Origin of the sequence: Burkholderia sp. BCC1638 (assembly GCF_902833195.1) — a bacterium.
In the GTDB taxonomy this organism is placed as follows: domain Bacteria; phylum Pseudomonadota; class Gammaproteobacteria; order Burkholderiales; family Burkholderiaceae; genus Burkholderia; species Burkholderia diffusa.
Window position 1 is genome coordinate 89,680 of record NZ_CADFEC010000008.1, and the last position, 19,741, is coordinate 109,420.

The window sequence follows — 19,741 nt, forward strand, 5'->3', positions numbered from 1 at the left end:
AGCGTGCCGGAACACCGCGCGCCGACAAGGGAAATGTCAGCCCATCTGTTAAAATGTCGAGCTTTGCAGCCCCGTCCGTAGGCTCCGTCCGCTTCGCGTCCGTCAGGCGCCGCACCGCGCGCCGGGAACGATTGACGCTCGAGCTTCCGGATGCCGCCGTGCCCCCGTTTCCTCGACTCGTTCTCCGGACTCGACATGACGACTTCGTCTCCCGCCTCCACCACCCTGATGGCCAACGCGATCCGTGCGCTCGCGATGGACGCCGTCCAGCAAGCGAACTCCGGCCACCCCGGCATGCCGATGGGCATGGCCGAAATCGGCGTTGCGCTCTGGTCGCGCCACCTGAAGCACAACCCGACGAACCCGCACTGGGCAGACCGCGACCGCTTCGTGCTGTCGAACGGCCATGGCTCGATGCTGCTGTACTCGCTGCTGCACCTGACCGGCTACGACCTGCCGATGGAAGAGCTGAAGAACTTCCGCCAACTGCACTCGAAGACGCCGGGCCACCCGGAATTCGGCATCACGCCGGGCGTCGAGACGACCACCGGCCCGCTCGGCCAGGGTCTGGCGAACGCGGTCGGCATGGCGCTCGGCGAAGCGTTGATGGCCGACGAGTTCAACCGTGACGGCGCGAAGATCGTCGATCACCACACGTACGTGTTCCTCGGCGACGGCTGCCTGATGGAAGGCATCTCGCACGAAGCCTGCTCGCTCGCGGGCACGCTGAAGCTGAACAAGCTGATCGCGCTGTACGACGACAACGGCATCTCGATCGACGGCGACGTCGTCAACTGGTTCCACGACGACACCCCGAAGCGCTTCGAAGCCTACGGCTGGAACGTGATTCCGAACGTGAACGGCCATGACGTCGACGCGGTCGACGCGGCGATCGCGAAGGCGAAGCTGTCGGACAAGCCGACGCTGATCTGCTGCAAGACGGTGATCGGCAAGGGCGCGGCGACCAAGGCCGGCGGCCACGACGTGCACGGCGCGGCGCTCGGCGCGGAAGAAATCGCGAAGACGCGCGCAGCGCTCGGCTGGAAGTGGGAACCGTTCGTGATCCCGCAGGAAGTCTATGCGGCGTGGGACGCGAAGGAAGCCGGCAAGCGTGCCGAATCCGAATGGGACGCATCGTTCGCGCAATATCGCGCGAAGTTCCCGGCAGAAGCCGCTGAATTCGAGCGCCGGATGGCCAACAAGCTGCCGGCCGACTGGGCCGAGAAGGCCGCGGCGATCATCGCCGGCGCGAACGAGCGCGCCGAGACGGTCGCGACCCGCAAGGCATCGCAGCAGGCGATCGAAGGGCTGGCTGCCGCACTGCCGGAACTGCTCGGCGGCTCGGCCGACCTGACCGGCTCGAACCTGACCAACTGGAAGGCATCGAAGGCGGTCCGCGCGAATCCGGAAGGCGCGGGCGTGCTGCTCGGCAACCACATCAACTACGGCGTGCGCGAATTCGGCATGAGCGCCGCGATCAACGGCCTCGCGCTGCACGGCGGCCACAAGCCGTTCGGCGGCACGTTCCTGACGTTCTCCGACTACAGCCGCAACGCTCTGCGCGTCGCGTCGCTGATGAAGGTCCCGTCGATCTTCGTGTTCACGCACGATTCGATCGGCCTCGGCGAAGACGGCCCGACGCACCAGTCGATCGAGCACGTGTCGAGCCTGCGCCTGATCCCGAACCACGACGTATGGCGTCCGGCCGACACGGTCGAGACGGCCGTCGCATGGACCCACGCGGTTGCCGCAGACCGTCCGTCGAGCCTGATCTTCAGCCGCCAGAACCTCGCGTTCAACCCGCGCACCGACGCGCAGATCGCGAACATCGAGAAGGGCGGCTACGTGCTGAAGGACTGGGACGAAGAGATCGTCGCGCGCAAGATCATCCTGATCGCGACGGGCTCGGAAGTCGAACTCGCGATGAAGGCCGTCGAGCCGCTCGCGCAGCAGGGCATCGCGGCCCGCGTCGTGTCGATGCCGTCGACCAACGTGTTCGACCGCCAGGACGCCGAATACCGTGAACGCGTGCTGCCGCACGGCGTGCGCCGCGTCGCGATCGAAGCGGGCGTGACCGCGTTCTGGCACAAGTATGTCGGCCTCGAAGGCGGCGTCGTCGGGATCGACACGTTCGGCGAATCGGCCCCGGCCGGCGTGCTGTTCAAGTACTTCGGCTTCACCGTCGAGCACGTCGTCGAGACCGCGAAGGCCGTGCTGGCCTAAAAGCATTCGCGACGCGCGTCACCCCCGCGCGCGTCGCACCGTGAAGCTGCACGAAACGAATTTTTTCAGCCATCAGGAGATAGACCATGACGATTCGCGTCGCAATCAACGGCTACGGCCGTATCGGCCGCAATACGCTGCGCGCGTTTTATGAAAACGGCAAGAAGCACGATCTCGAGATCGTCGCGATCAACGACCTGGGCGATGCGAAGACCAACGCGCACCTGACCCAGTACGACACCGCGCACGGCAAGTTCCCGGGCGAAGTGTCGGTCGACGGCGACTACCTCGTCGTGAACGGCGACAAGATCCGCGTGCTGGCCAACCGCAACCCGGCGGAACTGCCGTGGGGCGAGCTGGGCGTCGACGTCGTGATGGAATGCACGGGCTTCTTCACGACGAAGGAAAAGGCGAGCGCGCACCTGAAGGGCGGCGCGAAGAAGGTGATCATCTCGGCGCCGGGCGGCAAGGACGTCGACGCGACGATCGTCTACGGCGTGAACCACGACGTGCTGAAGGCCGAGCACACCGTCATTTCGAACGCATCGTGCACGACGAACTGCCTCGCGCCGCTCGTCAAGCCGCTGAACGACAAGATCGGCCTCGAAACCGGCCTGATGACGACGATCCACGCGTACACGAACGACCAGGTGCTGACGGACGTCTACCACGAAGACCTGCGCCGCGCGCGTTCGGCCACCCACAGCCAGATTCCGACGAAGACGGGTGCTGCATCGGCCGTCGGCCTCGTGCTGCCGGAACTGAACGGCAAGCTCGACGGTTACGCGATCCGCGTCCCGACGATCAACGTGTCGATCGTCGACCTGTCGTTCATCGCGAAGCGCGACACGACGGTCGAGGAAGTCAACGCGATCATGAAGGAAGCATCGGAAGGCGCGCTGAAGGGCATCCTCGGCTACAACGACGCACCGCTGGTGTCGATCGACTTCAACCACAACCCGGCTTCGTCGACGTTCGACGCGACGCTGACCAAGGTGTCGGGCCGCCTCGTCAAGGTGTCGAGCTGGTACGACAACGAGTGGGGTTTCTCGAACCGCATGCTGGATACGGCAGTCGCATTCGCGAACGCGAAGTAATCCCGCACGTCGCGCGGCCGCCGCAAGGCGGTCTGCGTCGCGAACGAGCCCGGCCCGGTTTTTCCGGCCGGGCTTTTTTATTGCCCGGCGTTCGCCGTCACGTGTTCGAGCGCGTCGACGAACGCGCGCTTGAGCGGGCTGTCGAGGTCGGTCCACGCGAGGCCGATGCCGGTCCGGTGCCCGGCCAGGTCGAGCGGCCGCGCGAGCACGTTCGGCGGCAGCGCGCTCGCGGCTTCCGCCGGGATCAGCCCGATCCCCATCCCGGCCGCGACGAGCGCGAGCATCGTCGTGAATTCGCCGAATTCCTGCGCGATCTCGAGCGTCGTGCCCGCGCGGCTCAGCGCGAGCAGCATGTCGTCGTGAAAGCCGGGCGCGTAGCGGCGTGCGAGCACGAACGCGGGCTGGCCGCGCAACGCGGCCGGTGCGATCGTCTCGTGCGCGGCGAGCGGATGGTCGATCGGCAGCGCGACGACGAAGCCCTCCTCGAGCACCACGCGCGTGTCGATGCCCGCATACGCGGCCGGCAGCCGGATCATTCCGAAATCGATGCGCCGGTCGCGCAGCGCGGCAATCTGGTCGGGTGTCGGCAGATCCTTCAGTTCGAGCGCGATCAGCGGATAGCGCTCGCGCATCGTGCGCAGCACGGCCGGCAGCAACGCCGGCAGCACCGACGACACGAACGCGATGCGCAGGGTGCCGATCTCGCCGCGGCTCGACAGCCGCGCCATCTGCTCCGCACGCGTGGCCTGCTGCAGCGTCGCCCGCGCCTCGGGCAGGAACACGCGTCCGGTATCGCTGAGCTCGACCTTGTGGCGGTCGCGCTCGAACAGGCGTGCGCCCAGATCTTCCTCGAGCGCCTTGATCTGCATGCTCAGCGCGGATTGCACGATGAACAGGCGCTGCGCGGCGCGCCCGAAATGCAGCTCTTCCGCGAGCGTGACGAAGGCGCGCAATTGCTTGAGTTCCATGGTGGGCGGGCGGCGGACGGTGATCGGATTTCATGATAACCGGATCAAAAAAGACCATTGGCGCGACTCCGGCGGAGCGCCGAAGATACGCTCATCGCGAGACCGGCCGCGACCGGCGGTCGGCTCGATGGCACGAGGAGACACGCATGAGCAACGCGCTTGACCGGTTCCGCCTGGACGGCCGCCGCGCACTGATCACCGGTTCCGGACGTGGGATCGGGTTGACGCTCGCCCGCGGGCTCGCGGAGGCCGGTGCTGCGATCGTGATCAACGATCGCAATGAGGAGAAGGCCGCGACGCTCGCGCACCATTTCCGCGATGAAGGTTTCGCGGCCGATCACGCGGTGTTCGACGTCGCCGAGCACGCGCAGGTGCGTGCGGCGATCGACGATTTCGAGGCGCGCGTCGGCGCGATCGACATCCTCGTGAACAACGCGGGCATCCAGCGCCGCGCGCCGCTCGACGCATTCGACCCGGACGACTGGCACGCGTTGATGCGCGTGAACCTCGATGGCGTGTTCAACGTCGCGCAGGCGGTGGCGCGCCACATGATCGCGCGCGGCCGCGGCAAGATCATCAACATCTGCTCGGTGCAGAGCGAGCTTGCGCGGCCGACGATCGCGCCGTATGCGGCGACCAAGGGCGCGGTGCGGATGCTGACGAAAGGGATGTGCGCCGACTGGGCGCGTCACGGCATCCAGGCGAACGCCCTCGCGCCAGGCTATTTCGAGACGGAGCTGAACCGCGCGCTGGTCGACGACGCGGCGTTCTCAGACTGGCTGTGCAAGCGCACGCCGGCCGGCCGCTGGGGGCGCGTCGACGAGCTGTGCGGCGCGGCGATCTTTCTCGCATCAGCCGCATCCGATTTCGTGAACGGCCAGACGCTGTTCGTCGACGGCGGCCTGACCAGCGCGGTATAGGAGAACGTCATGCGTATGCGTTGCATGTGTCTCGTGATCCACGGGCCGAACGACCTGCGGCTCGAAGAGCAGGACGCGGGCGAGATCGGCACGGGCCAGGTGCGCGTCGATGTCGCGATGGGCGGCATCTGCGGCTCCGATCTCCATTATTTCCGCCACGGCGGCTTCGGCGCGATCCGGCTGCAGCAGCCGATGGTGCTGGGCCATGAAGTGGCCGGCACGGTGGCGGCGGTCGCGCCGGACGTGACGTCGGTGAAGGTCGGCGATCGCGTCGCGGTGAATCCGAGCCGCCCGTGCGGCGCGTGCCGCTACTGCCTGGAAGGGCTCCCGAACCAGTGTCTCGACATGCGCTTCTACGGTAGCGCGATGCGCATGCCGCACGTGCAGGGCGCATTTCGCAACGCGCTCGTGTGCGATGCCGTGCAGTGCGTGAAGGTGGCGGACGATGTGCCGCTGTCGCTCGCGGCGCTCGCCGAGCCGTTCGCGGTCGGGCTGCATGCGGTCTCGCGCGCCGGCCCGCTGATCGGCCGCCGCGTGCTCGTGTCGGGGTGCGGGCCCATCGGCGTGCTGGCGGTCGCGGCGGCGCGCGTGCACGGCGCGGCGGAGATCGTCGCGACCGACGTGGTCGATGCGCCGCTCGAGGTTGCCCGCGCGCTCGGCGCGGATCACGTGATCAACGCGTCGACGGACACCGGCTGGGTCGCGCGCTACGGCGCCGACAAGGGGACGTTCGACGTGATGATCGAGTGTTCGGGCAATGCGCGCGCATTGCGCGACGGCCTCGACGTGATGCGGCCGCGCGGCGTCGTCGTGCAGCTCGGGCTCGGCGGCGACGTCAGCCTGCCGCAGAACGTCGTGGTCGCCAAGGAGCTGTCGATCTGCGGGTCGTTCCGCTTCCATGCGGAATTCGCGCTCGCGGTGCAGTTGATCAATGCGCGGCGCGTCGACCTGAGCCCGGCCGTGACGGGCGTATTCCCGATGCGCGACGCGAATCGCGCGTTCGAACTGGCCGGTGACCGGCAGCGCGCAATGAAGGTGCTGATCGATTTCGCGCACGAGGGGGCATGATCGTCTGCTGATGGCGCGACGGCGCGCATGCAGAAAAGGCACGCCCGCGATTTGCGGAGCGTGCCTTTTTCATTGGCGAGGGCGAAAGCGGGCTATTGCGTGACTTGCCGCGCGCCGACGCGCTGCGACACGAGCCACAGGGCGATCAGCACGCCCGAGAGCGCCGCGCCCGCGATGCACACGCCACGCCAGCCGTCGATGCCGTACGCGACGCTCGTCGCGAACGACCCGAATGCGCCGCCGACGAAGTAGCTCGTCAGGTAGATCGTCGTCACGCGGCTGCGCGCGTGGCCGGCGAGCGCGTAGATCACGCTCTGGTTCGAGATGTGCATGCCCTGCACGCCCACGTCGAGCAGCAGGATGCCCGCGATCAGCGCGACGAGCGAATGCGCGCCGGCCGCGATCAGCGCGAACGAGGCGAGCACGGCCGCCGCGAACAGGCCGGTCGCCGCGTTGCCGTGGCCGCGATCAACGAGGCGGCCGGCCGACGTCGCCGCGAGCGCGCCTACCGCGCCGACGATCCCGAACAGGCCGATCTGCCCTTCGGAATAGCTGTACGGCGGCTGGCTCAACAGGAACGTGAGGCCGGTCCACAGCAGGCTGAAGCATGCGAACACGAGCGCGCCGTAGGTCGAGCGCAGCGCGATCAGCGGCTGCGCGCGCACCAGTGCGACGAGCGACTTCATCAGCGCCGCGTAATCGAGCCGCGCGTGGCGGCGGTCCTTCGGCAGCTTCGCCGCGAGCACGCCGGTCAGCGCGAGGATCATCGCCGCGGCGATTCCGTACACCGCGCGCCAGCCGAACCCGTCGGCGATCGCGCCGGCCGCGACGCGCGCGAGCAGGATGCCGAGCAGCAGCCCGCTCATCACGGTGCCGACCGCGCGGCCGCGCGTGCGTGCATCGGCGAGCGAGGCGGCGAACGGCACGAGCAGCTGCGTCGAGCACGTGACGAAGCCGAGCGCGACGTTCGCGACGACGAACATCGTGAAGTTCGTGCTGAACTCGACGGCGACCAGCGCGATCACGTTGAGCACGAGCAGCCGCACGATCAGCGTATGGCGATTGACCGCGTCGCCGAGCGGCACGATCAGCAGCAGGCTCGCCGCGTAGCCGAGCTGGGTCAGCGTGACGAGATAGCCGAGTTCGGCGGGCGGGCGGCCGAAGCTGTGCGCGATCGCTGCGAGCAGCGGCTGCGCGTAATAGATGTTGCCGATGACGATGCCGCACGCGCAGGCGAACAGCAGCGTCATCGCGCGGGTCAGGGGAGGATGGTTGTCGTGATGCGGTTCCATGGTCGCGAAAAAAACAGCGGCGCCGGCCGGCGGCATGGGTCGTCGGCGAAGCGGGTTGCGGAAATCGGGGCCGGCGTCAACGGATCGACGATGTGCCGATGCGCGCCGGGCGGCGCGTCGTGCGGCGGGCGAAGGGAGGGCGGGCCCGGGTGGGCCGCTCCGGTGCGGTGGCCAGGCGCCGTGGGCGGGAGCGGATGTGCGTATGATGCGGAAATCGAACCATAGCGTCCAAGACTGGATTCTTATGGTATCCATTGGCATTACCAATACATCGCCCACGATGCTACTCCGCCACATTCGCTATTTCCTGGCCGTCGCCGAGCAGCGCAGCTTCACGCGCGCGGCCGATGTGCTGCACGTGTCGCAGCCGACGCTGTCGCAGCAGGTCCGCCAGCTCGAAGACATGCTCGGCGTGCAGCTGTTCGACCGCTCGGGCCGCGCGGTGCAGCTCACCGAATTCGGCGAGGTCTACGCGCGTCACGCGCGCGCGGCGCTGCACGAGCTCGATGCCGGGCAGCGTGCGCTGCACGACGTCGCCGATCTCGGCAGCGGTTCGCTGCGGCTCGCGATGATGCCGACCTTCGCGGCCTACCTGAGCGGCTCGCTGATCGACGCGTTCCATGCGGATTTCCCGAACGTCGCGCTGACGATCGACGCGATGCCGCAGGAGCGCATCGAGGCGCTGCTCGCCGACGACCGGCTCGATGCGGGTTTCGCGTTCGTGCCGCCGCGCGCGCCGGACATCGACGCGCTGCCGCTGTGGGACGAACCGCTCGCGCTCGTGACGGGCCGCACGCACCGCCTTGCCCGCCGCCGGCGCGCGCTGAGCCCGGCCGAGCTCGTCGGCGAGCCGCTGGTGCTGCTGAGCCGCGCGTTCGCGACGCGGGAAAGCATCGACCGGTACTTCATCGAACAGGGCGCGCGGCCGACGATCGCGATCGAGACGAACACGGTCAGCGCGGTGCTGGAGCTCGTACGCCGCGGGCGGCTCGCGACGGTGCTGCCGGACGCGGTCGCGCGCGAGAGCGGCGACCTGTGCGCGCTGGCGCTCGATCCGCCGCTGCCGTCGCGCACGGCGGCGCTGCTCACGCGCAAGGGCGCGTACCGCAGCGTCGCGGCGCGCGCGTTCATCGCGCGTGCGCTTGCGTATCGCGATCCTTCGGGGGGATGACCGGTACGACCGGAGAAGGGCGGCCGCGGCGGCCGGGACCGCCGGCCGACGGCGGCGTCAGGCGCCCGGCGTCGGGAAGAAGATGCCCGCGCGTTGCGCGGCATTCGCGATGTGCGTCTCGATCGCCGTGCCGGCCGCGGCCGCATCGCGGGCGATCAACGCGTCGACGATCGCACGGTGCTCGTGCCACGTCGACAGCAGCAGCTCGCGCCGATAGAACGGCATGCGCTGGCTTTCCTTCATGATGTCCGCACTGCTGCGCAGCACCGACTCGATCGCCGCGTTGCCCGCGAGATGGATGATCCGCATGTGGAAGTCGAAGTCGAGCCGCGACGCTTCGTCGAGTGCGCTTTCGGTCAGCGCGACGTGCAGGTCGGCGAGGTTGTCCTCGAACCATGCGATGTCGTCGTCGGTGACGACGTGCGCGGCCATCCGCGCGGCGAACCCTTCGAGCGCGTAGCGCATCTGGTACGTGTCGGGCGGCGACGATTGCTCGGCGAACTGCCACGGATGGGCGGCCGTCGCCTGGGCGCTTTCGACATACACGCCCTTGCCGGCGCGGATGCGCAGCATCCCGAGCGCCTCGAGCGTGGAGAGCGCCTCGCGCAGCGACGCGCGGCTGATTTCCAGCTCCTCGGAGAGCTGGCGCTGGGCCGGCAGCAGGCTGCCGACCGGATACACGCCTGCCTCGATCCGGTCGCGGATCGTCGCGATGGCGGCGTCGGTCACGGTGTGCGGAACGTTTTTCATGATGTGAACGATGGCCGGTCTGACCGGCATTGTAATCCGCCCGCGCACGATGCATGACCGGCCTACGGGAAAGCCACGATCCGCCCCCGCATGCGCGGGAAATCCCTATTTTGTTCGCCCTTGACGCGACTATATCGGCTTCCTACTATCCACCATAACATCACTGGTCTTACCAGTATGAACAGACGAAACTGCAACCGTTGGATCGGGAGAGCGCCGTGTCGAAATTCCTCAATTCGCTGTTTGGCCGGGTAGTCGTCGCATTAATCCTGGGGGTCGCGCTCGGCGCGTTCTTCCCGCATTTCGCCGAGTCGCTGCGACCGCTCGGCGACGGCTTCCTGAAGCTCATCAAGATGGTCATCGGCCCGATCGTGTTCTGCGTCGTGGTCAGCGGGATGGCCAATGCGGGCGACCTGAAGAAGGTCGGCCGGGTCGGCCTGAAGGCGGTCGTCTACTTCGAGGTGATGACGACGATCGCGCTCGGCATCGGGCTCGTCCTCGCGTGGCTGACGCGCCCGGGCGTCGGGATGAACATCGACCTGCGCTCGCTCGACGCGGCCTCGCTCTCGTCGTATGCGAAGAATGCCGAAAGCCTGAAGGACACGGCCGGCTACCTGATGAAGATCATCCCCGAGACCGCGATCGACGCGTTCGCGAAGGGCGACATCCTGCAGATCCTCGTGTTCGCGGTGCTGTTCGGTTCCGCGCTGTCGCTGCTCGGCGACAAGGCGCAACGCGTGAACAGCCTGATCGAGGAACTGTCGCACGTGTTCTTCCGCATCATCGGCTTCATCATCAAGCTCGCGCCGCTCGGCGTGCTCGGCGCGATCGCGTTCACGACCGGCAAGTACGGCGTCGCGTCGCTCAAGCAGCTCGGCTACCTCGTCGCCGTGTTCTACCTGAGCTGCATCGTGTTCGTCACGGTCGTGCTCGGCATCGTGATGCGCATCGCGGGCTTCTCGGTGTTCAAGCTGATCCGCTACCTGCGCGAGGAGCTGTCGATCGTGCTCGGCACGGCGTCGTCGGACGCGGTGCTGCCGCAGGTGATGAGCAAGCTCGAATACATGGGCATCAAGGATTCGACGGTCGGCCTGGTGATCCCGACCGGCTATTCGTTCAACCTCGACGGCTTTTCGATCTACCTGACGCTCGCCGTGCTGTTCATCGCGCAGGCCACCAACACGCCGCTGTCCACGCATGACCTGATCGTCGTGCTGCTGGTATCGCTCGTCACGTCGAAGGGCGCGCACGGGATTCCGGGGTCGGCGATCGTGATCCTCGCGGCGACGCTGTCGGCGATTCCCGCGATTCCGGTGCTCGGCCTCGTGCTGATCCTGCCGGTCGACTGGTTCGTCGGCATCGCCCGCGCGCTGACCAACCTGATCGGCAACTGCGTCGCGACGGTGGTCGTCGCCGTGTGGGAGAACGACATCGACCGGGCCCGCGCGACGCGCGTGCTGAACCGCGAACTGCGCTACGTGGCCGACGAGCAGGGCGGCCCCGCACCGGTCGCCGGCGACCAGGCCCACGCGCTCTGAGCCTCCTCGCGCGAAGCGGCTTCCCCGACCGCATCGCGCGAACGAATTTCCTGCGGCCGGCGCCACGATGCCCCGGCCCTCATCAAGATAATGGAGACGACATGGCAGCCCCCATCCTCGATCCGAACGCGCCGGCCTTCACGCGGCGCTACATGAACCTCGCCGACCCGCGCCTGGGCGCGCAGGCGCTCTTCGCCAGCGACGAATTCTTCGCGCCGAAGGAGCGCATGCTGAATCCCGAGCCGGCCGTCTTCATTCCCGGCAAGTACGACGACCACGGCAAGTGGATGGACGGCTGGGAAACGCGCCGCAAGCGCACCACCGGCCACGACTTCTGCGTGGTCCGGCTCGCGCGGCCGGGCGTGATTCACGGCGTCGATCTCGATACGAGCCACTTCACCGGCAACTTCCCGCCGGCCGCGTCGATCGAGGCATGCGCGGTGGACGGCGACACGCCGCCGGACGACGCCGAATGGCGCACGATCGTGCCCGCGACGACGCTGCAGGGCAATTCGCACCACTACGTGAGCGTCGACGATGCGCAGCCGGTCACGCACCTGCGCGTCAACCTGTATCCGGACGGCGGGCTCGCGCGGCTGCGCGTATACGGCCAGCCGCAGCGCGACTGGCGCCACGTGCCGGCCGGCGAGCTCGTCGATCTCGCGGCGATCGAGAACGGCGGCTACCTGGTGGCCGCGAACAACCAGCACTTCGGTCCGGCCTCGCAGATGCTGATGCCGGGGCGCGGCGCGAACATGGGCGACGGCTGGGAAACGCGGCGCCGCCGCGAGCCCGGCAACGACTGGGCGATCGTCGCGCTGGCGCGGCCGGGCATCATCCGGCGCGTCGAGGTCGACACGGCGTTCTTCAAGGGCAACTTCCCCGATCGCTGTTCGCTGCAGGCCGCGCGGGTCGCGGGCGGCACCGACGATTCGCTCGTCACGCAGGCGATGTTCTGGGCCGAACTGCTCGGCGAGCAGAAGCTGCAGATGGACCACGTGCATACGTTCGACCAGCTCGCGGCGCTCGGCCCCGTCACGCACGTGCGCTTCAACATCTTCCCGGACGGCGGCGTGTCGCGCCTGCGTCTGTGGGGCGAGCCGGCTTGAGGGAGGAATCGGCATGAGCGGAACACACATCCTGCGCGTCGAGCGCCTGACCCGCGAGGCGTTCGCGCCGTTCGGCGACGTGATCGCGCTCGAAGGCGCGCGGCACTTCCCGATCAACGGCGGCACGACCGAGCGCTTCCACGATCTCGCGACGATCGACGTCTGCGCGGACGGCGGCCGGCCGCTCGTCAGCGTGTTTCGCGCGCAGCCGCGCGCGCTGCCGGTCGCGATCACGCTGATGGAGCGCCATCCGCACGGCAGCCAGGCGTTCATTCCGCTCGCGGCCGTGTCGCGCTACGCGATCGTCGTCGCGCCGGCCGGCGAGTTCCGGCCCGACGCGATGCGCGCGTTTCTCGCCGAAGGCTGGCAGGGCGTGAACTACGCGAAGGGCGTCTGGCACCATCCGCTGCTCGCGCTCGACGCGGTCAGCGACTTCGTGATCGTCGATCGTGGCGGCCCGCAGCCGAACTGCGACGAGATTCCGCTCGACGACGCGTGGGCGCTCGAGTTCGCGCCGGCGTGCGCGAGCGCGGCCTGACGCACGACGAAGGCGTCGGGCGTCGAGCATCGCGCGCCACACGGCGGCGGCACGGCTCGCCGCTCACGATCGGAAACATTCCCGAACCGGCCCGCACGCAATGTGCGGGCCTTTTCCATTCCGATCCCGAAAACAACACGGCCCGGACGGCGAGATGCCGGCCGGGCCGTGACGCAGGCCTGAAGCGTGCGGATCAGTGCTTGCGGTGCGGGCAGTTCTCGGTCGTGCAGGAGCCGTACATCGCGAGCGAGTGTTCCTGGAGCCGGAAGCCGCGTTCCTTCGCGATCGCCTGCTGGCGGCTTTCGATCTCGGCATCGAAGAATTCCTCGACGCGGCCGCAATCGAGGCAGACGAGGTGATCGTGGTGCGAGCCTTCGTTCAGTTCGAACACGGCCTTGCCGGATTCGAAGTTGCTGCGCGTAAGCAGACCGGCCTGCTCGAACTGCGTCAGCACGCGGTAAACGGTGGCGAGCCCGATGTCGAGCTGCTCGTTGAGCAGGTTGCGGTAGACGTCTTCGGCCGTCAGGTGACGCACCGGGCTTTGCTGGAAGATCTCGAGAATCTTGAGGCGCGGTAGGGTGGCCTTTAGCCCGATATTCTTGAGATCCGTCGGATTGGTCATGGCTAGGCATCCCTAGAGTACAATGCAGGGCTTCAATGTTACCGGCTTTTCGCCGTTCCAGAAACACGCGCGGCCTGCGACGCGGGCCTGCACGGTGACGGAAATGTTCCCGGAATCTCTTTCGCACCTTCAGAGGAGTCGCATGCGGAGTGCCATCATCGCTGCCGCCGCCGTTGCCGCGCTGGCTGGTTGTTCGTCGTACGACAGCGTGACGCAGCGCATCGCGCAGAGCATCACGCCCTATCGGATCACTGTCGTGCAGGGCAACTTCGTGTCGCAGGAGAAGGCCGCGCAGTTGCAGGCCGGAATGACGCGCGAGCAGGTCCGCGCGCTGCTCGGCACGCCGCTGCTGTCGGACATGTTCCATGCCGACCGCTGGGATTACCTCTTTTACTTCAAGCGCGGCTCGACGTCCGTCGTCCAGCAGCGCGACCTCGTGCTGACGTTCGCGGGTGATCGCCTCGCGAGCTGGACGGGCGCCGAGAACCTGCCTTCCGAACTCGACCTGCTGGCCGATATCGACGGCGATCGCGGTGGCAAGAAGGCGAAGGCCGCAGCCGCGGCGAAGAAGGCGTCCGAAGCCGCTGCTGCCGCGAGCGCCGCGCAGGCGGCCGCTGCCGCGAGCCCGTCCGCCGAGCCGGTTTCCGGCGCGGTCGTCGATCAGGATGCCAACGCCCAGGCGGCGCGCGCGGCGAACCGCGCGACCAACCAGGTGTCGGGGCAGGGCACGACCGCTCGCCGCTTCACGCCGTCCGCGCAGGCCTCGGGTGGCGCGCCGGTGCCGGGCGGCCAGCCGCCGGGCGCCGCGCCGGCGATCCAGCCGCAATTCCAGTTCCATCGCCCGCCGCAGCCGAATGTGTCGAACGAGGCGTCGCCGCCGGTCGGCCCGCGGGGTTCGGACAACCTGCAGAATCAGCCGCTCACCGCGCCGGCCCAGTCGCAGTAAGCGGCCGGCGAGCGGAAACAGGGCGGCATGCGCCGCCCGCCTTTAGACCTGTCGTGTAGAAAGCCATGAAGATTGCGATTGCCGGTGCATCGGGCCGTATGGGCCGGATGCTGATCGAAGCCGTTCTCAACGATTCCGACGCGCAGCTCGTCGGCGCGCTCGACCGCGCCGATTCGCCGTTCCTCGGCCAGGACGCAGGCGCGTTCCTCGGCAAGGAAACCGGGATCAAGCTGACCGACGACCTCGACGCCGTGTTCGCACAGGCCGACTACCTGATCGACTTCACGCGGCCGGAAGGCACGATCGCGCACATCGCGGCCGCGCTGCGCCACGACGTGAAGCTCGTGATCGGCACGACCGGCTTCACCGCCGAGCAGAAGGCGGAGCTGCAGGCCGCGGCAGGCAAGATCGGCATCGTGTTCGCGGCGAACATGAGCGTCGGCGTGAACGTCACGCTGAAGCTGCTCGAATTCGCGGCGAAGCATTTCTCGCACGGCTACGACATCGAGATCATCGAGGCGCATCATCGTCACAAGGTCGACGCGCCGTCGGGCACCGCGCTGATGATGGGCGAGGCCGTTGCCGGCGCGCTCGGGCGCTCGCTTGACGAATGCGCGGTGTACGGCCGCCACGGCGTGACGGGCGAACGCGATCCGTCGACGATCGGCTTTGCGGCCGTGCGCGGCGGCGACATCGTCGGCGATCACACCGTGCTGTTCGCCGGGATCGGCGAACGGATCGAGATCACGCACAAGTCGTCGAGCCGCGTGTCGTACGCGCAGGGCGCGCTGCGTGCGGTCCGCTTCCTGTCGGCGCGCGGCGCCGGCCTGTTCGACATGCAGGACGTGCTCGGCCTGCGCTGACCCTCACGGGGAAACTCCGATGGCGATTCCCACCGGCGTTGTCCACTACCTCGAAAGCGGCGATGCGATCACGCACGCCGTCGCCTATGTGCTGCTGGCGATGTCCGTCGCCAGCTGGTGCTTCCTCCTCATGAAAGCCTGGCTGCTGGTCCGCGCGAAGCGGCAGGGGCCACGGGCGCTCGCCTCGTTCTGGCGGGCGGCGTCGCTCGACGCCGGCATCGCCGCGCTCGCCGATGCCGATCGCGAGCGCGTGTTCGTGCCGCTCGCCGAAGCCGCGCGCGATGCGGCCGACGAACACGATCCGGCCGCGCTCGCCGCGCGTGTCGAGCGCAGCGAACGCGTGCTGCGCGCGCTGCGTCACGCGATGCTGCGCTCGCAGCGGCGTCTCGAGTTCGGTCAGGTGCTGCTCGCATCGATCGGCAGCACCGCGCCGTTCGTCGGGCTGCTCGGCACCGTCTGGGGCATCTACCACGCGCTCGGCAGCATCGCCGCGAGCGGGCAGGCGCAGATCGAGAACGTCGCGGGGCCGGTCGGCGAGGCGCTGATCATGACCGCGTTCGGGCTCGTCGTCGCGATCCCCGCAGTGCTCGCCTACAACATCCTCGGGCGGCTCGTGCGCCAGCTCGCAGAGGAACTCGACGGCTTCGCGCGCGACCTGCACGTATTCGTGTGCGCGCAGGGCGCCTGACGCGCGGCCGGGAGGAACGATCATGGCATTCGGCGGACTGGAGCACCACAAGACGTCCGCGCCGATGGCGGAGATCAACATGACGCCGCTGATCGACGTGATGCTCGTGTTGCTCGTCATCTTCATCATCACCGCGCCGCTGATGACGCACGCGATCCGGCTCGACCTGCCGAAGGTCGCGGCCAGCGTTGCGCGCGACACGCCGCAGTCGGTCACGCTGTCGATCGACGACGCCGGCAAACTTTACTGGGACGACGTTCCCGTCGCACTCGATGCGCTGCCGGCGCGCTTCCGGGCCGCCGCTGCGGGCGCTGCGCCGCCCGAGCTGCGGCTGCGCGCATCGCGCGCGACCCGCTACGACGTGATCGCGCAGGTGATGGGCGCCGCGCAGGCCGCGGGCCTCACGCGGATCGGCTTCGTCACCGACATGCCGCCGGCGGGCGCCGCCGCGCCGGCTGCCGCGGGCGCGGCACGCTGACGCGCCGGCCGCCCGCGCGCCCGGGCGGGCAAGAATGCATGGCCGGCCCGCGAGACCGGCCGTCCCGCCCGCCACGGACGGTATAATCGTCGTTTCCGCCCGGTTGGCAGGGTTTCGCCGGGTAACCTGGAGACCCTCCGGGTTACCCGGCGAATATCCGGAACCATGAGGCAGGCCCGAGAACCGTGAGCCTGCTCCCGCCGCCGGGCTGCCCGATTTCGTCCACTTCCGCGTGCCCGCCTCGTGGCGCGCCGCTTAAAGCCTAGTCCGAACCACACCATGCACGAGAGATACGTACCCGCCGACGTCGAAGCCGCCGCTCAGGGCGACTGGCGCGCAGCCGATGCCTACAAGACGAAGGAAGATTCGCAGAAGCCGAAGTTCTACTGCGTGTCGATGCTGCCGTACCCGTCCGGCAAGCTGCACATGGGTCACGTGCGCAACTACACGATCAACGACGTGATGTACCGCTATCTGCGGATGAACGGCTACAACACGCTGATGCCGATGGGCTGGGACGCGTTCGGGATGCCGGCCGAGAACGCCGCGATGGCCAACGGCGTGCCGCCCGCGAAGTGGACCTACGACAACATCGACTACATGAAGGGCCAGATGCAGTCGATGGGCCTCGCGATCGACTGGTCGCGCGAGATCGCGACGTGCAAGCCCGACTACTACAAGTGGAACCAGTGGCTGTTCCTGAAGATGCTCGAGAAGGGCATCGCGTACAAGAAGACGGGCACCGTGAACTGGGACCCGGTCGACCAGACCGTGCTCGCGAACGAGCAGGTGATCGACGGCCGCGGCTGGCGCTCGGGCGCGCTCGTCGAGAAGCGCGAGATCCCGATGTACTACCTGCGCATCACGCAGTACGCGGACGAGCTGCTGAACGACCTCGACGGCCTCGGCTGGCCCGAGCGCGTGAAGATCATGCAGCAGAACTGGATCGGCAAGAGCTTCGGCGTGAACTTCGGCTTCCCGTACGAACTCGACGGCGAGAAGGCGCTCCTGCGCGTGTTCACGACGCGTGCCGACACGATCATGGGCGTCACGTTCTGCGCGATCGCGGCCGAGCACCCGCTCGCCACGCGCCTTGCGCAGGGCAAGCCGGAACTGCAGGCGTTCATCGACGAATGCAAGCGCGGCGGCGTCGCCGAGGCCGATGTCGCGACGATGGAGAAGAAGGGCGTCGCGACGGGCTTCACGGTATCGCATCCGCTGACGGGCGAGCCGGTCGAGGTGTGGATCGGCAACTACGTGCTGATGAGCTATGGCGAAGGCGCGGTGATGGGCGTGCCGGCGCACGACGAGCGCGACTTCGCGTTCGCGAAGAAATACGACCTGCCGATCAAGCAGGTGATCGCGGCCGAAGGCCAGACGTACTCGCTGGACGCATGGCAGGAGTGGTACGGCGACAAGGAAGTCGCGGTCTGCGTCAACAGCGGCAAGTACGACGGCATGGCATACGGCGCGGCGGTCGATGCGATCGCGGCCGACCTGAAGGCCGGCGGCTTCGGCGACAAGCAGGTCACGTGGCGCCTGCGTGACTGGGGCGTGTCGCGCCAGCGCTACTGGGGCACGCCGATCCCGATCATCCACTGCCCGTCGTGCGGCGACGTGCCGGTGCCGGAGCAGGACCTGCCGGTCGTGCTGCCGGAAGACCTCGTGCCGGACGGCTCGGGCAACCCGCTCGCGAAGTCGGAAGCGTTCCTGAACTGCACGTGCCCGAAGTGCGGCGCGGCCGCGAAGCGCGAAACCGACACGATGGACACGTTCGTCGATTCGTCGTGGTACTTCTCGCGCTACACGGCACCGGACGCCGAGACGATGGTCGACGCGCGCACCGATTACTGGATGCCGATGGATCAGTACATCGGCGGCATCGAGCACGCGATCCTGCACCTGCTGTATTCGCGCTTCTGGACCAAGGTGATGCGTGACCTCGGCCTCGTGAAGTTCGGCGAGCCGGCGAAGAACCTGCTGACGCAGGGCATGGTGCTGAACGAGACGTTCTACCGCGAGGATGCATCGGGCAAGAAGACCTGGTACAACCCGGCCGACGTGACGGTCACGCACGACGACAAGGGTCGCCCGGTCGGCGCGACGCTGAACACCGACGGCCAGCCGGTGGTGCTCGGCGGCATCGAGAAGATGTCGAAGTCGAAGAACAACGGCGTCGATCCGCAGGTGCTGATCGACCAGTACGGCGCCGATACCGCGCGCCTGTTCACGATGTTCGCCGCACCGCCCGAGCAGCAGCTCGAGTGGTCGGGCGCGGGCGTCGAAGGCGCGAGCCGCTTCCTGCGTCGCGTGTGGAGCTTCGGCGCGACGAACCGCGAAGCGCTCGCCGCGCGCGCGGGCTTCGACGCGGCCGCGCTCGGCGACGCCGACAAGGCACTGCGCCGCGAGATCTACAGCGTGCTGAAGCAGGCTGATTTCGACTACCAGCGTTTGCAGTACAACACGGTCGTGTCGGCCGCGATGAAGATGCTGAACGCGATCGACGGCGCGAAGGGCGCGACGCCCGGCGTGCTGCGCGAGACGTACGGTGTGCTGCTGCGCGTGCTGTACCCTGTCGTGCCGCACGTGACGTTCGAGCTGTGGAAGGCGCTCGGCTACGCGGACGAATTCGGCCCGCTGCTGGACGCCCCGTGGCCGAAGGTCGACGAGGCCGCGCTTGAGCAGGCCGAGATCGAACTCGTGCTGCAGGTGAACGGCAAGGTGCGCGGCGCGCTGAAGGTGGCGAAGGACGCGAGCCGTGAGGCGATCGAAGCCGCGGCGGTGGCCGACGAAGCATTCGCGAAGTTCAGCGACGGCAAGCCGGCGAAGAAGATCGTCGTCGTGCCGGGCCGCCTCGTGAACATCGTCGTCTGACGGCCGCAGGCCGTCGGGCGTACACAGAAGGAGCGAAGGTGATCCGCAGATCGTTTTTGATGCTCGCCGTCGGCAGTGCGGTCGCGCTGTCGGCATGCGGCTTCCAGCTGCGCGGCCAGCAGGACTACGCGTTCAAGCACCTGCTGGTGGCCGGTGCGCCGGCGCCCGTCGAGGCGCGTCTCACGCGCCTCGTCGAGGCCGGCAGCGACACGAAGATCGTCAAGTCGGCGGACGACGCCGACGCCGTGCTGAGCATGTGGGAGTCGCGTGGCCAGAACACGTTGACGCTCAACAAGTTCGGCTCGGCGCAGGAATACGCGTTGTTCTATACGCTGAATTACACGCTGACGAGCAAGGACGGCACCGTGCTGATCCCGCCGAGCGCGATCGCGCTGAACCGCGCGATGACGTACAGCGATCAGTACACGAACGCGAAGGCGCAGGAAGCCGACATCCTGTACGGCGACATGCAGAACGATGCGGTCGACCAGCTGATGCGGCGTCTTGCGATCGTCCACTCGCTGACGCCGGCGCCGGAGGACGTGGTGCCGGGCGTTGCGCCGCGCGCGCCGCTGCCGCCGCCGCCGCTCTGATCG

Annotated in this window: 18 protein-coding genes; 14 read left to right on the plus strand and 4 right to left on the minus strand. The window is 68.1% G+C overall.

Going from position 1 to position 19,741, the window contains the following annotated elements; all coding sequences use genetic code 11:
• Positions 1-150: 150 nt before the first annotated feature.
• Both tkt and gap read left to right on the plus strand, forming a co-directional pair.
• A complete protein-coding gene (tkt, locus tag HWX22_RS12050; RefSeq protein ID WP_175915702.1) occupies positions 151-2,223 on the plus strand; it encodes a transketolase in 2,073 nt (690 codons plus the stop codon).
• 86 nt (positions 2,224-2,309) lie between these two features.
• The gene (gene gap / locus HWX22_RS12055) at positions 2,310-3,320 is read left to right on the plus strand and encodes a type I glyceraldehyde-3-phosphate dehydrogenase (RefSeq protein WP_006485712.1); all 1,011 of its coding nucleotides are present in this window, start codon (positions 2,310-2,312) and stop codon (positions 3,318-3,320) included.
• 77 nt (positions 3,321-3,397) lie between these two features.
• Here gap and HWX22_RS12060 read toward each other — a convergent pair whose 3' ends face one another.
• Positions 3,398-4,288, minus strand: coding sequence for a LysR family transcriptional regulator (locus HWX22_RS12060; protein WP_059820428.1), 891 nt, complete (start codon positions 4,286-4,288; stop codon positions 3,398-3,400).
• A 146-nt stretch (positions 4,289-4,434) separates the two neighbouring features.
• Between HWX22_RS12060 and HWX22_RS12065 the strand changes: the two genes are divergently transcribed.
• On the plus strand, positions 4,435-5,208 hold the full coding sequence (locus tag HWX22_RS12065; RefSeq protein ID WP_059820429.1) for an SDR family NAD(P)-dependent oxidoreductase: 774 nt from the start codon (positions 4,435-4,437) through the stop codon (positions 5,206-5,208).
• A gap of 9 nt (positions 5,209-5,217) precedes the next feature.
• Complete coding sequence (locus tag HWX22_RS12070; protein ID WP_175915703.1) at positions 5,218-6,276, plus strand: L-idonate 5-dehydrogenase; 1,059 nt, start codon at positions 5,218-5,220, stop codon at positions 6,274-6,276.
• A 92-nt stretch (positions 6,277-6,368) separates the two neighbouring features.
• Here HWX22_RS12070 and HWX22_RS12075 read toward each other — a convergent pair whose 3' ends face one another.
• Positions 6,369-7,568 (minus strand): MFS transporter, encoded by a 1,200-nt coding sequence (locus tag HWX22_RS12075; protein ID WP_175915704.1) that lies wholly within the window; start codon positions 7,566-7,568, stop codon positions 6,369-6,371.
• 280 nt (positions 7,569-7,848) lie between these two features.
• Between HWX22_RS12075 and cynR the strand changes: the two genes are divergently transcribed.
• On the plus strand, positions 7,849-8,739 hold the full coding sequence (gene cynR / locus HWX22_RS12080) for a transcriptional regulator CynR (protein ID WP_059689081.1): 891 nt from the start codon (positions 7,849-7,851) through the stop codon (positions 8,737-8,739).
• 57 nt (positions 8,740-8,796) lie between these two features.
• Here cynR and HWX22_RS12085 read toward each other — a convergent pair whose 3' ends face one another.
• Positions 8,797-9,519 carry an FCD domain-containing protein gene (locus HWX22_RS12085; protein ID WP_175911119.1) on the minus strand — a complete coding sequence of 241 codons (723 nt, stop codon included), beginning with the start codon at positions 9,517-9,519 and terminating at the stop codon, positions 8,797-8,799.
• A 188-nt stretch (positions 9,520-9,707) separates the two neighbouring features.
• Here HWX22_RS12085 and HWX22_RS12090 point away from each other — a divergent pair, with 188 nt between their 5' ends.
• From HWX22_RS12090 to HWX22_RS12100, 3 genes are all read left to right on the plus strand, one after another.
• A complete protein-coding gene (locus HWX22_RS12090; protein ID WP_175915705.1) occupies positions 9,708-11,027 on the plus strand; it encodes a C4-dicarboxylate transporter DctA in 1,320 nt (439 codons plus the stop codon).
• 101 nt (positions 11,028-11,128) lie between these two features.
• Positions 11,129-12,136, plus strand: coding sequence for an allantoicase (gene alc / locus HWX22_RS12095; protein ID WP_059689080.1), 1,008 nt, complete (start codon positions 11,129-11,131; stop codon positions 12,134-12,136).
• A 13-nt stretch (positions 12,137-12,149) separates the two neighbouring features.
• Positions 12,150-12,674 carry an ureidoglycolate lyase gene (locus HWX22_RS12100; RefSeq protein ID WP_175915706.1) on the plus strand — a complete coding sequence of 175 codons (525 nt, stop codon included), beginning with the start codon at positions 12,150-12,152 and terminating at the stop codon, positions 12,672-12,674.
• Positions 12,675-12,867: 193 nt separating this feature from the next.
• On the opposite strand, the gene fur is transcribed toward HWX22_RS12100, so the two are convergent.
• Complete coding sequence (gene fur, locus HWX22_RS12105) at positions 12,868-13,296, minus strand: ferric iron uptake transcriptional regulator (RefSeq protein WP_006753314.1); 429 nt, start codon at positions 13,294-13,296, stop codon at positions 12,868-12,870.
• A 142-nt stretch (positions 13,297-13,438) separates the two neighbouring features.
• Here fur and HWX22_RS12110 point away from each other — a divergent pair, with 142 nt between their 5' ends.
• The 6 genes from HWX22_RS12110 to lptE all read left to right on the plus strand — a co-directional run bounded on the left by HWX22_RS12110 (position 13,439) and on the right by lptE (position 19,738).
• Positions 13,439-14,242, plus strand: a complete 804-nt coding sequence (locus tag HWX22_RS12110; RefSeq protein WP_059535282.1) for an outer membrane protein assembly factor BamE — start codon at positions 13,439-13,441, stop codon at positions 14,240-14,242.
• A 65-nt stretch (positions 14,243-14,307) separates the two neighbouring features.
• On the plus strand, positions 14,308-15,105 hold the full coding sequence (gene dapB / locus HWX22_RS12115; RefSeq protein WP_175915707.1) for a 4-hydroxy-tetrahydrodipicolinate reductase: 798 nt from the start codon (positions 14,308-14,310) through the stop codon (positions 15,103-15,105).
• Positions 15,106-15,124: 19 nt separating this feature from the next.
• Positions 15,125-15,793 (plus strand): MotA/TolQ/ExbB proton channel family protein, encoded by a 669-nt coding sequence (locus tag HWX22_RS12120; RefSeq protein WP_059535286.1) that lies wholly within the window; start codon positions 15,125-15,127, stop codon positions 15,791-15,793.
• A 22-nt stretch (positions 15,794-15,815) separates the two neighbouring features.
• On the plus strand, positions 15,816-16,271 hold the full coding sequence (locus HWX22_RS12125; RefSeq protein ID WP_175915708.1) for a biopolymer transporter ExbD: 456 nt from the start codon (positions 15,816-15,818) through the stop codon (positions 16,269-16,271).
• A 279-nt stretch (positions 16,272-16,550) separates the two neighbouring features.
• The gene (gene leuS, locus HWX22_RS12130) at positions 16,551-19,145 is read left to right on the plus strand and encodes a leucine--tRNA ligase (RefSeq protein WP_059820433.1); all 2,595 of its coding nucleotides are present in this window, start codon (positions 16,551-16,553) and stop codon (positions 19,143-19,145) included.
• Positions 19,146-19,183: 38 nt separating this feature from the next.
• Positions 19,184-19,738 (plus strand): LPS assembly lipoprotein LptE, encoded by a 555-nt coding sequence (lptE, locus tag HWX22_RS12135; protein ID WP_059820434.1) that lies wholly within the window; start codon positions 19,184-19,186, stop codon positions 19,736-19,738.
• Positions 19,739-19,741 lie beyond the last annotated feature (3 nt).